General features: G+C 58.4%; 14 protein-coding genes. 7 read left to right on the forward strand and 7 right to left on the reverse strand.

All coding sequences use genetic code 11. The annotated features are described in order from the left end of the window. Positions 1 to 11: 11 nt before the first annotated feature. From ACR3ES_RS06750 to ACR3ES_RS06760, 3 genes are all read left to right on the forward strand, one after another. Positions 12 to 884 (forward strand): cation diffusion facilitator family transporter, encoded by an 873-nt coding sequence (locus ACR3ES_RS06750; RefSeq protein ID WP_170428339.1) that lies wholly within the window; start codon positions 12 to 14, stop codon positions 882 to 884. 175 nt (positions 885 to 1,059) lie between these two features. Then, on the forward strand, positions 1,060 to 1,494 hold the full coding sequence (locus tag ACR3ES_RS06755; RefSeq protein ID WP_170428342.1) for a glyoxalase superfamily protein: 435 nt from the start codon (positions 1,060 to 1,062) through the stop codon (positions 1,492 to 1,494). A 167-nt stretch (positions 1,495 to 1,661) separates the two neighbouring features. Beyond that, on the forward strand, positions 1,662 to 2,417 hold the full coding sequence (locus tag ACR3ES_RS06760) for an SDR family oxidoreductase (RefSeq protein WP_170428345.1): 756 nt from the start codon (positions 1,662 to 1,664) through the stop codon (positions 2,415 to 2,417). A gap of 45 nt (positions 2,418 to 2,462) precedes the next feature. Here ACR3ES_RS06760 and ACR3ES_RS06765 read toward each other — a convergent pair whose 3' ends face one another. Beyond that, positions 2,463 to 3,902 carry an aldehyde dehydrogenase family protein gene (locus tag ACR3ES_RS06765; RefSeq protein WP_480425074.1) on the reverse strand — a complete coding sequence of 480 codons (1,440 nt, stop codon included), beginning with the start codon at positions 3,900 to 3,902 and terminating at the stop codon, positions 2,463 to 2,465. Between the two features lie 224 nt (positions 3,903 to 4,126). On the opposite strand from ACR3ES_RS06765, the gene ACR3ES_RS06770 reads away from it, so the two are divergent. Further along, the gene (locus ACR3ES_RS06770; RefSeq protein WP_170428351.1) at positions 4,127 to 4,777 is read left to right on the forward strand and encodes a peroxiredoxin; all 651 of its coding nucleotides are present in this window, start codon (positions 4,127 to 4,129) and stop codon (positions 4,775 to 4,777) included. A 71-nt stretch (positions 4,778 to 4,848) separates the two neighbouring features. On the opposite strand, the gene ACR3ES_RS06775 is transcribed toward ACR3ES_RS06770, so the two are convergent. The 3 genes from ACR3ES_RS06775 to pnp all read right to left on the reverse strand — a co-directional run bounded on the left by ACR3ES_RS06775 (position 4,849) and on the right by pnp (position 9,091). Continuing rightward, positions 4,849 to 5,592: a glycosyltransferase family 25 protein gene (locus ACR3ES_RS06775; protein WP_480493424.1), complete on the reverse strand. Its 744-nt coding sequence runs from the start codon at positions 5,590 to 5,592 to the stop codon at positions 4,849 to 4,851. Positions 5,593 to 5,717: 125 nt separating this feature from the next. Further along, a complete protein-coding gene (locus ACR3ES_RS06780) occupies positions 5,718 to 6,737 on the reverse strand; it encodes a Hint domain-containing protein (RefSeq protein ID WP_480425076.1) in 1,020 nt (339 codons plus the stop codon). 203 nt (positions 6,738 to 6,940) lie between these two features. Next, a complete protein-coding gene (pnp, locus tag ACR3ES_RS06785; protein WP_170428360.1) occupies positions 6,941 to 9,091 on the reverse strand; it encodes a polyribonucleotide nucleotidyltransferase in 2,151 nt (716 codons plus the stop codon). A gap of 286 nt (positions 9,092 to 9,377) precedes the next feature. Here pnp and ACR3ES_RS06790 point away from each other — a divergent pair, with 286 nt between their 5' ends. After that, the gene (locus tag ACR3ES_RS06790; protein WP_480425079.1) at positions 9,378 to 10,142 is read left to right on the forward strand and encodes a DUF3299 domain-containing protein; all 765 of its coding nucleotides are present in this window, start codon (positions 9,378 to 9,380) and stop codon (positions 10,140 to 10,142) included. A 98-nt stretch (positions 10,143 to 10,240) separates the two neighbouring features. Here the strand turns inward: ACR3ES_RS06790 and ACR3ES_RS06795 are convergent, their stop codons facing one another. Genes ACR3ES_RS06795 through ACR3ES_RS06805 form a run of 3 tightly spaced genes read right to left on the reverse strand, consistent with a single transcriptional unit; the run spans position 10,241 to position 11,883 of the window. Beyond that, a complete protein-coding gene (locus ACR3ES_RS06795; RefSeq protein WP_170428362.1) occupies positions 10,241 to 11,254 on the reverse strand; it encodes a zinc-binding alcohol dehydrogenase family protein in 1,014 nt (337 codons plus the stop codon). 14 nt (positions 11,255 to 11,268) lie between these two features. Continuing rightward, positions 11,269 to 11,571, reverse strand: a complete 303-nt coding sequence (locus tag ACR3ES_RS06800) for a DUF1330 domain-containing protein (RefSeq protein ID WP_170428365.1) — start codon at positions 11,569 to 11,571, stop codon at positions 11,269 to 11,271. A gap of 24 nt (positions 11,572 to 11,595) precedes the next feature. After that, positions 11,596 to 11,883 (reverse strand): putative quinol monooxygenase, encoded by a 288-nt coding sequence (locus ACR3ES_RS06805; protein ID WP_170428368.1) that lies wholly within the window; start codon positions 11,881 to 11,883, stop codon positions 11,596 to 11,598. Positions 11,884 to 11,980: 97 nt separating this feature from the next. Here ACR3ES_RS06805 and ACR3ES_RS06810 point away from each other — a divergent pair, with 97 nt between their 5' ends. Together ACR3ES_RS06810 and ACR3ES_RS06815 are read left to right on the forward strand one after the other, a co-directional pair. Beyond that, positions 11,981 to 12,367, forward strand: a complete 387-nt coding sequence (locus tag ACR3ES_RS06810) for a winged helix-turn-helix transcriptional regulator (protein ID WP_170428372.1) — start codon at positions 11,981 to 11,983, stop codon at positions 12,365 to 12,367. A 258-nt stretch (positions 12,368 to 12,625) separates the two neighbouring features. Then, positions 12,626 to 14,227: a BCCT family transporter gene (locus ACR3ES_RS06815; protein ID WP_480425081.1), complete on the forward strand. Its 1,602-nt coding sequence runs from the start codon at positions 12,626 to 12,628 to the stop codon at positions 14,225 to 14,227. Positions 14,228 to 14,439: the final 212 nt, after the last annotated feature.

The raw sequence follows: 14,439 nt of genomic DNA on the forward strand, positions 1-14,439 counted from the left end.
AAACCGGATTGATGGTCCAAAGATTCGCCCTGTGGTCGATCCCGATTTCCATATCGGTATTGGCATTGAAACTTATGGCATGGTGGCTGACGGGATCGGTCGCCCTACTGTCCGATGCAATGGAGTCGGTGGTCAATGTGGCGGCGGCTCTACTGGCCTATTTCGCAGTGTCAATTTCGGGTAAACCGCCCGATGATAAACATCCGTTCGGACACAAAAAGGCGGAATACCTGTCGGCGGTTGTCGAAGGTACCCTGATTGTCCTTGCCGCGCTGCTGATCATGCGCGAGGCGATAATCGCCCTTCCATCTCCGCAATTGCACCAGGCACCGATGTCCGGTGTCGCGCTCAATGTGCTGGCGACCGCTGTGAACTGCGTATGGGCATTTGTGTTGCTGCGGATCGGGCGGAGTAAGTCCTCGCCGGCGCTGGAAGCCGGTGCGAAACACATTTTTGCTGACGTCATAACGTCGGTCGGCGTGGTGGCCGGCGTCGTGCTGGCCTTAGCGACCGGATGGCTGTTCCTTGACCCAATCATCGCCATTCTCGTTGCCCTGAACATCCTGCGCGAGGGGTGGAAGGTCATTCGCAACTCGGTGGACGGGCTGATGGACGCAACCCTGTCTGACTTGGACCTGGATGTGATTCACCAGACAATCAAGGCGCATCTCGGCCCGGCACTGGAATACCACGATCTCCGGGGCCGCAGATCTGCAAACATGATTTTTGTCGAATTTCATTTGGTTGTTTCTGGAACTATGTCGGTGGCTGCGGCACACCAGATTTGCGATGATATCGAGGCGGCTCTGATGAAAGAGTTTCCGGGGTCGGTTTTTGTGATTCATCTGGAGCCGGACACCGAGCTGAAAAACGAGCAAGCCTGATTGACAGGCTGAACGCGCAATGCCAAAAGCCCCGCAGGTTCGGGTCCCCCGCCGTTCGCGGCCGTTTGGCTTTGGTGAAACCCGATTGAGACCACATCTGTTGCCCTTTCCTGGCGCGGATGGCAATGCGAACCCCGTCCAGTTATCGCGCCCGTTCAAGGAAACGAGGCAAGACATGATCCATTCAGAACACATTGCTCCGGTCGGGGAGTTGAAGGTGCAGGCGAAACGTCTGCGCGACAAGCTGCGCGGTACCGGTGCCATGCTCTCGCACAGTGAAGCACTGGAAATGATCGCTCATCAGCATGGGGTGCGGGATTGGAACACTCTGCGCGCCATGGCCGGAAACCGGATGCTTTTGCAAGTCGGCGATCGGGTCGCGGGTCGCTATCTTGGGCAGCCTTTCACGGCGATAGTTCGCGGCATGACAACGCTGGGTGACGGATCGCGCCGCCGGATCACGCTGCATTTCGATGACCCCGTGGATGTTGTCCGGTTCGACAGCTTTTCGGCGTTTCGGCAACGTGTCACAGGTGAAATCGGGTGGGACGGGCGATCAACCCGGTGCACGTCGGATGGTGCGCCGCACCTTGTGGTGCGGCCGGTCTGATCGAAGAGGGCGAAGGGCCATTCGCCCCTTCGCCAATTAGACCTGCGCTGTCCTGACCCGTTTCCTGCGCAATCCGATGGCGTCCTTATTTTCTCGCTGTATCCGGATCGTCGCGCGGCCCAACGGATCGATATCGGTTCTCCTGTCATTAAAACAGGAGACCTGAAATGGATTTTGCAAACCAAACCCTTATCGTAACCGGTGCCAACAGCGGCATAGGAAAGGCCGCCGCTGAATTGCTGGCAAAACAAGGCGCCCGCCTTGTCCTTGGTGCCCGCAGGTCCGAGCCTTTGGACCACGTCGCGCATGAGATTGAAAGACAAGGCGGGCAGGCCATCGCACTTGCCGGAGATGTTGGCGACCCGGATTATGCAGCCCAACTGGTCGCGGCGGCCGAAGATCATTTCGGAGCCTTAACCGGCGCCTTCAACAATGCCGGAATTGTCGGTGAGCTGTCGCCAGCTGAGGATATGCCAATCTCGACATGGGACAAGGTTCTGCGGACCAACCTCACCAGCGCCTTTCTGGCCGCGCGGGCGCAGACCCCAGCGCTGAAACGCGCGGGCGGCGGGGCCTTGCTGTTTACCTCGTCCTTTGTAGGCTATTCCAATGGCGGTTTGCCGGGCATGGGTGCTTATGCGGCCTCCAAGGCTGGTTTGATCGGATTGGTGCAGTCGTTGGCGGCGGATCACGGAAAGGACAACATCCGGGTCAACGCGATCCTGCCGGGCGGCACGCTGACGCCCATGGCCGGAGACGACCCCGATACTCACGCTTATATCTCGGGTAAACACGCGCTGGGTCGTCTGGCACAACCTGCAGAGATTGCGCGGGCGGCGCTATTCCTGCTGTCAAACAACGCCAGTTTCGTCACCGGTACCGCGATGCTGGCCGACGGTGGCGTGTCCGTTCGATTTGAATAAAGACAAATGGCCGCCGGGTTCCGGCGGCCAAATCCACTGTACAGGCTACTCAGCCGCCCAACCGCCAACGGCTTTGACTTCCAAAAAGTCCTCCAGACCCCAGACGCCCCCTTCGCGCCCGTTGCCGGATTGCTTCATCCCGCCAAACGGAGACCCTGCGCTGCGCGACTTGCCATTCATCTCAACCATGCCCGACCGAAGAACACGCGCCATCCGGTTGGCGCGGTCGCCATCCTGCGTCTGCACATAGTTCGTCAGCCCGTACGGCGTGTCGTTGGCGATTTCGACGGCCTCTTCCTCGGTATCGAAGGGGATCATGGTCAAAACGGGCCCAAAGATTTCCTCGCGTGCAATGGTCATCTGGTTGTTGGCGTCGGCAAAAACTGTCGGGCGCACATAGTACCCCTTGTTCAGACCTTCAGGGCGACCGGTGCCACCGGCGACGAGGCGTGCGCCTTCGTCGATCCCTTTCTGGATCAGGTCCTGAATCTTGGTCCATTGTAGTTCGTTCACAACCGGGCCGATATGGCGACCTTCTTCAAGAGCAGGGCCGACAGATACCTTGTTCGCCACTTCTGCAGCCGTTTCAACGGCCTGATCGTAGATCGGGCGCTGTACCAGCATCCGGCTGGGCGCGTTGCAGCTTTGGCCGGTGTTGTTCATCATGTGCATAACGCCTCGTTTGACGGCTTTTTCATCCGCATCTGCAAAGACCACGTTTGCGCCCTTGCCGCCCAGCTCCAGATGAACCTTTTTCAGCGTGTCGGCCGCGTTCTTGGAAATTGCCGTGCCGGCACGGGTCGAGCCGGTAAAGCTGATCATGTCCACATCCGGATGTGCCGACAGCTGCGAGCCGACGCCAACGCCGTCGCCGTTCACCAGATTGAAGACGCCCGGCGGGAACCCGGCCTCATCCATCAACTCGGCAAAGATCATCGCGTTCAGGGGGCTTTGCTCGGACGGTTTCAGCACCATGGTGCAGCCTGCAATCGCTGCGGCGCCGACCTTAAGCGTGATCTGGTTCATCGGCCAGTTCCACGGCGTGATCAGCCCGGCAACGCCGACTGCCTCATAGATGATCCGGTCATTCGGGGCGTGACCGCCGAGGGGCCGCTCGAACTCAAAGTCTTTGGCTGCGTTAATGAACTCGGTCAAATGCCACGACCCGGCGCCGACTTGCTGGCTGCGCGACATGTCGATCGGCGCACCCATTTCCATTGACATGGCCTGCGCCAGATCTTCGGTGCGGGTCTGGTAGACTGCAATCAGCCTTTCAACCAGCGCTATGCGTTCGGCGACCGGCGTCGCCATCCAGCCGGGCAGGGCGGCTTTGGCGGCCGCCACGGCGGCGTTGGTATCTGCTTCGGATCCCAGTGAAATCACCGCGCAGGGCTCTTCGGTCGACGGGTCGATCACTTCGAAATCCTTCGCCATCGAGGGGGCGACCCATTTTCCGTTGATGTAGAAATCGCGTTTTTCGATCATGGCTCATCCTCCTGACCATGCAGCCCTGGGGGGGGCGGTTTCCGGCGCCACTCTGTCACCGAGATCAGAGGTCGGCAAGAGGGTGAAATCTGGCCTTGATCAAATTTTTCAGGCAGAGGATTGCTAAATAGATACCGCAGTTCGATGCAGATGGTTTAACCTGCGCGCAAAGTGGTTAGGTTTACAGCAACCGACTCGGTATTTTGCACGAAAGGAGATGCCCCATGGGTTTGCGCATCAATGACACGGTCCCGAATTTCACGGCAGAGACAGATCAGGGGACCATTCAGTTTCATGACTGGATCGGCGACAGCTGGGCGATCCTGTTTTCTCATCCAAAAGACTTTACCCCCGTTTGCACCACCGAGTTCTCGGCCGTTGCCAAGCTGAACGACGAATGGGCCGCACGGGGCACCAAGGTGATCGGCGTCTCTGTCGACGGGGTTGAGGATCACAAGAAGTGGAAGAAGGACATCGAAGCCTATGGCAACGCCAATCCCGGCTTTCCGATCATAGCCGATGATGGTCTGGCCGTGTCCAAGGCCTTTGACATGTTGCCCGCCGAGGCCTACCTGCCGGACGGTCGCACCCCGGCTGACAGCGCAACCGTACGGTCGGTGTTCATCATCGGCCCAGACAAGCAACTGAAACTGTCGATGACCTACCCGATGACCGTGGGTCGCAACTTTGCCGAAATCCTGCGCGCGTTGGATGGATTGCAGATGTCGGTCAAGGGCGTGGCAACCCCTGCGGACTGGGTGCCGGGTGAGGATGTGATCATCCCGCCGAGCGTCTCGAATGAGGACGCCAAAGAGAAGTTCGGCGAGTTCGAGACGATCTTCCCCTATTTGCGTAAGACCAAGGCGCCGTCCTGAACGGCGCCGGGGTCAGGGGGGCTGTCTGCCCCCCAATTGCGCCTGTGGCGCAATTCCCCCCGAAGATATTTTCAGCCAGATGAAGCAAGCGGGCGCTGCGGATGCAGGTGGAGCCGCGCGCGGTAGATGGCGCGTTCGACTTCGCGGGTCAGTTTGTCTGTTATTGGGGGTTTGGTCTGGATGGTCGAGCCGCCGATTTCGCCTGCCACTTCCCTGTTGCCACATCCCAGCAAGGTGTGAATGGGTTGGCCTGTCAGCCAGTGCATTTGCAAAAACGTATCCACCGGGCGATCGATCCGGTTTGTCGCGGCCAATAGACGCTCTGCGGCGTGCCGCCCGACCATCTGACAGACGCATTGCAGGCCGATCACTTTTGGCAGGACCAGCTGCAGCCCGTTGCGTTCGACAAGCGTTTCTGCGGGCGTTTCGCGCTGTTTCACGGGAAGGCGGATATAATGCTCCGGAGTTGCCACTGTGCGTAGCAGGTCCATCGCTTCGGCCGTACGGGCAGGATCAATGCGCAGGTCGTCTTCGGCGATGATGGCCAGGTCGATTTCTTCCTCGACCAGTTTCCGCCAGATTCGGCGGTGGCTTTCAAAGACGCCAATTTCGGCGGGGCGGAGCTCAAAGGGGTAATGTGGGCGATGAAGATCGCCGGGGTGCAGGTCGACACCCACGATCTGGTCCGGGTCGCGGCCGTTCACAGCCTCGAACAGTTCCGCATTGGGCAGGTCGGCGCAGAGCTGATCGGCATTTGGTCGTCGGGCTGTGCTGGAGGACATATGGATGATGAAGGATCGCATGGTGCCGTGCATAGAACACGGGGCAGTTCTGGGGAAGGGAAACCGAAGAGAAACGCCTGTACGAGGCCGGAAATCCTGGGCGCCAATCGATATCGATGGCGCACGCGCGGTTCAGATTAGGCGGGGGTAGCGCGCCATTAGGCAGCGCGCGTGGTTGCATGTGGGCAGGATGCGAACATGGGCAGAGCCTGCGGTACCGACACGTCGGGCTGCAACAGGCTTGCCTCGTATGGTTTGAGAACGGGCAGGGCCGTGTTCCCGTAGCCGCCGTTTTCGGACATCAGGTTTGGGAACAGGTCCAGAAGCTCGCGTCTGGTTTCGGGGGCCATCGCGCTCAGTGTTGTGTCGCCGGGGAAAAAGGATTCCGACCAGATGCCTTCGACATTCACCAGTTCGTGTTTGTCGAAAAGGATGTGGATGTACTCGACACCCGAGTCCGGCGGTAGTTGCGTGACCGCCCTGTCATCAATCAGCCCTTTGGCCGGGGTCAGCATGAGCGGTTCAAAATACATCAACTCCAGAAGCGCCGAAGATACTACGATCCTGTGTTGCGGCGAGACCGTCAGGTCGCGCTTGGGATATCCGGGGGCAAAACAGCCGGCCTTGATCTTGATCGGGCATAATCCGGGATCCGCCTGTAACTCCGGCACGGACAGGCGCCGTTTGCCGACCCATCGAACAGGTTGGGTGCGACCGTCGGCGACAACGACACGGTCGCCCGGTTTCAATGTCTCGACCCGCCGCTGGCCGCGCGCGGTCAGGATCAGCGATCCGGGGGTGAAACAGACAAAGGATGGCAACGATTGGTATGCGCTTGCTGCGGCGGTTCCGGCGAAACTGGTGTTGGCAATTGTGTTGCCCAGGGCGACGTCCCCTGATGTCACAATGACATATCGGGGGTTCGAGAACTGGATCAGGGTAAACGTGACCGGTAGACCACTCACCTCGCCGCTATAGCTTTCGAAAGTCTGGAAGTTTTGCGAGGTGCCGCTGAAGCCCGGAACGCCGGTGACATCCAATTGCAAGCCTCCGTCGAAATCCGGGTCCTGCAGCAGGGCATCGTTGTCGATGACCTCAACCTCATAAGCGGCCTCAATGTCGATGTTGCGGGTGCTGAACGGATCCGCGCTGATCGCGTATATGGTGATTGAAGCCACGGTCGAACAGCATCCCAGTTATTGGCGTAACTTTCGTTAAGTTTGAGCTAATACAACTTTAAAGTGTTAACATTTGGTTTACTGTGTTTAGGGAGAGCAGATGTGCTGTGATGGAGCGAGGCGCTGCCACCATGCACCCGGGTGACAAAAAAAGACCCCGGCCAAAGCCGGGGTCCATCGCGTTCAGAGAAAGGGAATGCAGGTTAGTCTGCGCTTTCCTCTTTCTTTTCTTTCTTCTCGGGAACGATCTCTTCGCCGGTTTCCTGATCGACCACTTTCATCGACAGGCGGACCTTGCCGCGGTCGTCAAAGCCCAGCAGTTTGACCTTTACGTCCTGGCCTTCCTTCAGAACATCTGACGGATGGTTCAGGCGGCGGTTTTCGATCTGGGAGACGTGGACCAGACCGTCGCGCTTGCCAAAGAAGTTTACGAAGGCACCGAAGTCGACGATCTTGACCACTTTACCGGTGTAGATCTGACCTTCTTCCGGCTCAGCAACGATCGAGTGGATCATCTCATAGGCTTTCTTGATCGATTCCCCATCGGGCGAGGCGATCTTGATGACGCCGTCGTCGTTGATGTCGACCTTGGCACCCGAAACCTCGACGATTTCGCGGATGACCTTACCGCCCGAGCCGATCACTTCACGGATCTTGTCGGTCGGGATGTTCATGGTCTCGATGCGCGGGGCGTGGACCGAGAATTCGTTGGTCTCGGACAGGGCTTTGCCCATCTCGCCCAGAATGTGCATACGGCCGTCCTTGGCTTGCGCCAGGGCTTTTTCCATGATCTCAGGCGTGATGCCCGCAACCTTGATATCCATCTGCAGCGAGGTGATGCCGTTTTCGGTACCAGCCACTTTGAAGTCCATGTCGCCCAGGTGGTCTTCGTCACCCAAAATGTCCGACAGGATGGCGTATTCGCCGTCATCTTCCAGGATCAGACCCATGGCCACACCGGCAACCGGTGCTTTCAGCGGAACGCCCGCATCCATCATCGACAGCGAACCGCCGCAGACCGATGCCATCGAGCTTGATCCGTTGGATTCAGTGATCTCCGACACGATACGGATCGTGTAGGGGAAGTCGGTCGCCGCAGGCAGAACTGCCTGCAGGGCGCGCCATGCCAGCTTGCCGTGGCCGATCTCACGACGGCCCGGTCCACCCACGCGGCCAACTTCACCAACCGAATAGGGGGGGAAGTTGTAGTGCAGCAGGAAGTTCGATTTGAAGTTGCCATGCAGTGCGTCGATGAACTGCTCATCGTCACCGGTGCCCAGCGTGGTCACGGCCAACGCCTGAGTTTCACCACGGGTGAACAGGGCGGAACCGTGTGTACGCGGCAGCATCGAGGTTTCTGCAACGATCGAACGGATATCGGTGGTCGAACGACCGTCGATACGCTTGCCGCCTTTGACGACGTCGCCGCGCAGGATGCCAGCTTCCAGCTTCTTCATTGCGGAACCGAGGTTGCCGTCTTCCAGCTGCTCTTCGGTCAGCGCTTCTTTGATCGCTTCACGTGCGGCAGCAACAGCTGCGGTGCGCTCTTGCTTGTCAGTGATTGCGAAGGCGGCGCGCATCTGCTCTTCACCGGCGGCCTTAACGGCAGCATACAGCTCCGAGTAATCCGGTGCCTGGAAATCAAACGGCTCTTTCGCGGCTTCTTCGGCGAGGCTGATGATCAGGTCGATCACCGGCTGAATCTGCTCATGCGCAAAGTTCACCGCGCCCAGCATTTCGGCCTCAGAGAGTTCGTACGCTTCTGATTCCACCATCATCACGGCGTCTTTGGTACCAGCAACAACCAGATCCAGACGCTGTTCAGGGTTCAGGCGCAGGTCCTGCATGTCATCGACGGTAGGGTTCAGAACGTATTCACCGTCTTCGAAACCAACACGGGCACCGGCGATCGGGCCCATGAACGCCGCGCCGGAGATGGTCAGAGCAGCCGAAGCGGCGATCATCGCGACGATGTCGGGATCGTTGACCAGATCGTGGCTCAGCACGGTGCACATCACCAGAACTTCGTTCTTGAAGCCGTCAACGAACAGCGGGCGGATCGGACGGTCGATCAGACGCGCGGTCAGCGTCTCTTTCTCGGTCGGGCGCGCCTCGCGCTTGAAAAAGCCGCCTGGAACTTTACCGGCGGCATAGTATTTTTCCTGATAGTGGACGGTCAGCGGGAAAAAGTCCTGACCGGGTTTTTGAGCCCGTGCAAAGGTCACGTTCGCCATGACGCTGGTTTCGCCCAGCGTGGCAATCACGCTGCCGTCAGCCTGACGGGCAACCTTGCCGGTTTCCAGTGTCAGCGTTTCCTCGCCCCACTGCATTGATTTCTTTTTTACATCAAACATTTGCGTATCCTAGAAGGGAGCACTCCCGGCCCTCCGGGTCTCCCGTTTTGCATGGCGGCTCCATTGCCGCCGACCCCACTTTATCTTCCATTCGAGTGCCGGGGTCCAAGCACAACGTCTCAGATGCAGCGCGCATACAGGAGAAAGCGTTGGATGAAAAGAGAAACCGAACGGGTTGGCTTACGACTGCAGTGTCGTGATTGTGACAGGTTGACCATGGACGCCGCCACCAATTCCCCTAGGATTAGACGGCGCGGGACGAGCCAACCGCAGTCGGAGAAAACGGATGAAGATGTGGATGCAGTGCCTTGCGGCAGGTCTTCTGGTCCTGATGGGTCAGGTTGCGATTGCATCGCCGTCCCAACCCATCGAATGGTCTGACCTGCCCGACCCCTCGGTCCAGGTGTTCGAGGACCCGTTTCGCGATCTGAACCCGGAACAGTTTGACGATCTGGTCTTTGCCGTCCGTCTGCGCGCGCGGCTGCAGCAGGATGTCGGCAGCGCGGAAGAGCGCCAGAAATGGAAGGAGCTTTTGGTCGAGACCGAGGAGGCGCTGGACGCGGATGGGATCGATATCGACTGGTTGCTGTCGCAACGCGAGGCCGTCATTCACCGCCGCGAGACAGCGCATTCGTCCGGTAACCCGATTTACGACGGCCAGACCATCACGATTGCAGGCTATGCGATCCCGGCACCGCCGGATGCGGATGGGCATTCCGTGGCCTATCTGGTGCCCGAACCCGGTATGTGCAGTCATTTGCCACCGCCACCTCCAAACCAAATGGTCCGGGTCGTCTTGTCTGAGAACTGGGCGCCGGAATACGTGCATGAACCCGTCCGCTTGACCGGCACGCTAAGCATTGATCCTTCGGAGCACCGGATGGTCGTCGTCGACGGTATGATGCCGATGCGCGCGACATTCCTGTTGAATGCTCATCATATCGAGACGTTTGAGCAAGACGAAAATCAGCGTCGGGACCTGCAAAGCCTTATTGATCGTATTCGTGCAGGTGCGCATCAGAACACCGGCGGAGCGCAGGTTCAAAACTGATCAGGTCGTGAGCTTCGCCTGCCGAAGCGATTTTGCACGACTTCGACAAGTCTCCTGACCCGAAGTCCGGATCAGGTTAGGCTTACGGCAGGTTTGCCTCAGAAACCGTCCAGCACCAATTTGCCGCGTGCTGTTCCGCTTTCCAGCGTCCGATGTGCTTGCTTTAGCGTGTGGGCGCTGATTTTCCCCACAGTTTCAGTCGCGGTCGAGCGGATTTTACCGGCATCAAGGAGGCTTGAGACTTCGTTCAGGATGTCACCCTGACGTCCGATATCGGCCGTTTCGAACAAAGACCGGGTGAACATCAGTTCCCAATGCGTCGATACCGCCTTGAGCTTGAATGGCATGATGTTCAGCGTGTCCGGGTCGTCGATCAGCCCGAACCGGCCTTGCGGTGCAATCAACTCGGCAATCTGTTCGATGTAGCTGCCACTGTGATTTGTGAAAAACACAAACCCCGGCGAACCGATCCCCAACGCTTCGATCTGCGTTGGCAGAGCTTTGCGGTGATGCACCACGTGATGCGCGCCCAACTCCTGCACCCAGGTCGCAGTTTCCGGGCGCGATGCCGTTGCGATGACCGTCAGATCGGTTAAGGCGCGCAGCAATTGTATGGCGATAGAGCCGACCCCGCCGGCACCACCGATGATCAGAACGGAGCGACCCGCACCGGGCACATCGTCGGTCACGCGCAGTCGGTCAAACAGCATCTCATAGGCGGTCAGCGCAGTCAGTGGCAGCGCCGCCGCCGCAGCGTCAGACACGCTGTCCGGCTTGCGGCCGACGATACGGTCGTCGACCAGATGGTATTCGGCATTGGTGCCGGGCCGGTTGATTGCACCCGCATACCAGACCTGATCGCCCGGTCGGAACAGGGTGGCCTGGTCTCCGGTGTCGACCACTTCACCAACGGCGTCCCAGCCCAGAATGGCGGGTGCATCGCCGTCCGCAGGGCGGCTCTGGCGGATCTTGAAGTCCACCGGGTTGACCGAAACCGCCCGGACCCGAACCAAAAGGTCACGGCCTTCCGGTACGGGGGTTTCGATCTCAAGATCGACCAGAGCGTCCTCCCGATCGATCGGACCCGGCTCGTAGTATCCCACAGCTTTCATGTCAGATTATCCTTTCAGGCCAGATCGTCCGTGCCTTCGATCAGAACGTGGTGGCTGACAGACCCCAGGGTGCGGGCCTCAAGATGAGGCACATAGTCAGGATCGCTCATAAAGGCGTGTGCGGCCTCTTTGGACGGCCACTCAATCACGATACGCAGGGCAGGGTCGTCGTTGCTGCCCTCCAGTCGCTCATGGCTTGAAGTGCGGGCCAGGTATGTGCCGCCATGCTGCGCTACCAGCTTGTTTGCTGCGGGCAGGTAATCCGCGATCCAGTTTTCATTCTTGGGGGTGACTTCCAGTACCGAATAATAGGCCATTGTCCAACGTCTCCTATATTGCGTTCAATCGATCTTGGTCAGTTCGTTCAGGGTGAAATCCTGAACCGCGCCCTCGGTTGCGGCCATGTATGCCTGCAGGTGCGGCGCGTTCATATGATCCTGCCAAAGGGCGCGACTTTCCCAGGTTTCGTAGAAGACAAAGAAGCCCGGTTTGGTGTTGTCCGCGTGCAGATCGTATTGCAGGCACCCGCGTTCCGCGCGTGTGATCGGGATCAGTTTCTCCAGCTCCCGCCGCACGTGGTCCTCGTGACCAGCTGCAGCAGTGATCTGGGCAAGGATGGTCAGGGCCATGTCCAACGCTCCGTGTTTGACATTTCGTTTCAGGGTCGGATATGGCTGGGCAGATGCAAGTTCGCAAGTACGCACTATTTTGGCATATAAGTACCAAATGGATACTGTAAAACCTGACACATCAGACCGGACGCGCTTTTCCCGCTATGACTGCAGCGACGGGTGCCCCGTCGAAGCGGCGTTGGAACAGATTGCCGGAAAGTGGAAAGGTCTGATCATCTATCACCTGATGGATGGCACGTTGCGTTTTAACGAGCTCGCCCGTCGTGTTGGCAATGTCACCCAGCGCAGCCTGACCAAACAGCTGCGCGAGCTTGAGGCTGATGGGATTGTCAACCGCGAGGTATTTGCGGTTGTTCCGCCGCGTGTGGAGTACAGTCTGACGCAAAAGGGCGAGCGCCTGCAGGACGTGATCAAGGCACTCCACGGTTGGGGGTCGCAGTATGGCCTGCCGATCGCCAAAAAATCCGCCAAGACTGTCTGAGTCTGATCGGTTTCGACGGCTTCCACCATATCAAAACGCGTGGAAAGACTGCAGAACTTCAGGTTGCGCAGAAACTGGGCACAAGGCCTTCAAATTCAGCAAATTGAATGCATTTTGTGAAATTTTGATGACGGTGTAGGGTGTTACCACCAACCCACGGTCGAGATGACGGAATTGCGCCAAGGGGGTTACAAAACTCATAACCGTCTGCCGGCCGAGTACCTTGGCGTTTGCACCTAGCGAACAGGGGGCAGTCGAATGGCTCAAACAAAGAAAATGCTGGATCCGGATCCCCGGATTTATGATTTCGAAACAGAGTATGAACTGGGGCAGGATAACGTCAGACCGTTTGGTCTGGACATTCACAACCCGGTTTTTCTGATCTCAAGTATCCTCATCTTTGCGTTCGTTCTGATCGCACTTGCAAACCAAGAAGCGGCAGCGACGTTTTTTGGATGGCTACGGCCCTGGCTGACCAGCACCTTTGACTGGTTTCTGGTGCTGTCGGTTGACGCAATAACCCTGTTCTGTCTGGTGCTGATCATCCTGCCGGTAGGCAAGGTGCGGATTGGCGGCAAAGATGCCAAGCCGGACTATTCCTATGCCGGATGGATTGCGATGATGTTCGCCGCCGGTATTGGCATCGGTCTGTTGTTCTTCGGTGTGATGGAGCCGGTCTACTACAACTTCGCAGAAGGCGGCAATGCCGTGCCCTTGGGCATCGATATCGCGGTGCCGGGTAACGAATATGCCGGTGTTGTTGGCACGATCCATCACTGGGGCCTCGAAGGCTGGGCGGTTTACGCCGCAGTTGGCCTGAGCCTTGCGATCTTTGCCTATAATCTGGACCTGCCGCTGACCTTGCGATCGGCCTTCTACCCGATCCTGGGCGAACGGGTTTGGGGCTGGTGGGGCCACCTCATCGATACGCTGGCGGTTTTTGCCACGCTGTTTGGTCTGACCACCTCGCTGGGTCTTGGCGCGCAACAGGTTGCGGCCGGCCTGAATGAGGTGTTCGGCATCGAACCCAGCCCGACCGTTGTTGTCCTGCTGATTATCGGCATCACGCTGATCGCGCTGGGCTCGGTCCTGATGGGCATGGATGCAGGTGTCAAACGGCTGAGCGAGATCAACATGATCATGGCCGTGGGCCTGTTCATCTTTGTGATCGTTGTCACTGGTGTCGGCACGGCCATCGCGCGGTACTTCAACGTGATGGTGGATTACGTGACGCACTTACCGGCCTTGTCCAACCCGTTCGGGCGTGAAGACACCAGCTATTTCCACGGCTGGACGACCTTCTGCTGGGCCTGGTGGATCGCGTGGTCGCCCTTTGTGGGCATGTTCATCGCCCGCATCTCCAAGGGCCGCACAGTGCGCGAGTTTATCCTCTGTGCGCTGCTGGCCCCCACCGCCGTCTGCGCCCTGTGGATGTCGACCTTTGGTGGCGCCGCCATCGACATGCTGAACGCCGGCGGAGCCGAAGGTGTTCGTGCTACAGTGATCGACAGCTACGCGCCCGAGGGTGCCCTGTTTGGCTTCCTGAAAGAGCTGCCGCTTTACGGCATCGTGGCTCCTATCGCACTGATCCTGATCGTGGTGTTCTTTGTCACCTCGTCGGATTCCGGTTCGCTAGTGATCGATACGATCACGGCGGGCGGCAAGATGGACGCGCCGGTGGTTCAGCGTGTGTTCTGGTGCACGCTGGAAGGTCTGGTGGCGATCGCACTGCTGCTCGGAGGCGGCCTCAGTGCCCTCCAAGGCGCGGCGGTGTCAACGGGTATCCCGTTCACGTTGGTGGTTTTGATTATGTGCTATTGCCTGTGGCTGGCATTGAAATCGGAACGGTCCAAGATGTAAGCAACAGCCCTTATCAATAACAAAACGCCCGCCAGAGCGGCGGGCGTTATTGTGTGAGTTGAGGAATGTGATGAGCCCTTACCGGTCGTTACCGAGCCATCTGGTTGCTGCGGGTGCAGTTGAGAGTTCGCAGCCCTAAGCAGACATCCATAATCAAGTTTTGCAGTTTCTTTTGACACACTTCGATCTCGAACCATGTCAAACAGACCTAT

The sequence above is a fragment of the Ruegeria sp. B1 genome (genome assembly GCF_056535885.1).

Coding starts and splice junctions, on each gene's coding strand:
- ACR3ES_RS06755 (WP_170428342.1), top strand. CDS start 1,060: ATGATCCATTCAGAACACATTGCTCCGGTCGGGGAGTTGAAGGTGCAG.
- ACR3ES_RS06810 (WP_170428372.1), top strand. CDS start 11,981: ATGGATACTGTAAAACCTGACACATCAGACCGGACGCGCTTTTCCCGC.
- pnp (WP_170428360.1), bottom strand. CDS start 9,091: ATGTTTGATGTAAAAAAGAAATCAATGCAGTGGGGCGAGGAAACGCTG.
- ACR3ES_RS06815 (WP_480425081.1), top strand. CDS start 12,626: ATGGCTCAAACAAAGAAAATGCTGGATCCGGATCCCCGGATTTATGAT.
- ACR3ES_RS06805 (WP_170428368.1), bottom strand. CDS start 11,883: ATGGCCCTGACCATCCTTGCCCAGATCACTGCTGCAGCTGGTCACGAG.
- ACR3ES_RS06750 (WP_170428339.1), top strand. CDS start 12: ATGGTCCAAAGATTCGCCCTGTGGTCGATCCCGATTTCCATATCGGTA.
- ACR3ES_RS06760 (WP_170428345.1), top strand. CDS start 1,662: ATGGATTTTGCAAACCAAACCCTTATCGTAACCGGTGCCAACAGCGGC.
- ACR3ES_RS06775 (WP_480493424.1), bottom strand. CDS start 5,592: ATGCACGGCACCATGCGATCCTTCATCATCCATATGTCCTCCAGCACA.
- ACR3ES_RS06770 (WP_170428351.1), top strand. CDS start 4,127: ATGGGTTTGCGCATCAATGACACGGTCCCGAATTTCACGGCAGAGACA.
- ACR3ES_RS06800 (WP_170428365.1), bottom strand. CDS start 11,571: ATGGCCTATTATTCGGTACTGGAAGTCACCCCCAAGAATGAAAACTGG.
- ACR3ES_RS06790 (WP_480425079.1), top strand. CDS start 9,378: ATGAAGATGTGGATGCAGTGCCTTGCGGCAGGTCTTCTGGTCCTGATG.
- ACR3ES_RS06765 (WP_480425074.1), bottom strand. CDS start 3,902: ATGATCGAAAAACGCGATTTCTACATCAACGGAAAATGGGTCGCCCCC.
- ACR3ES_RS06795 (WP_170428362.1), bottom strand. CDS start 11,254: ATGAAAGCTGTGGGATACTACGAGCCGGGTCCGATCGATCGGGAGGAC.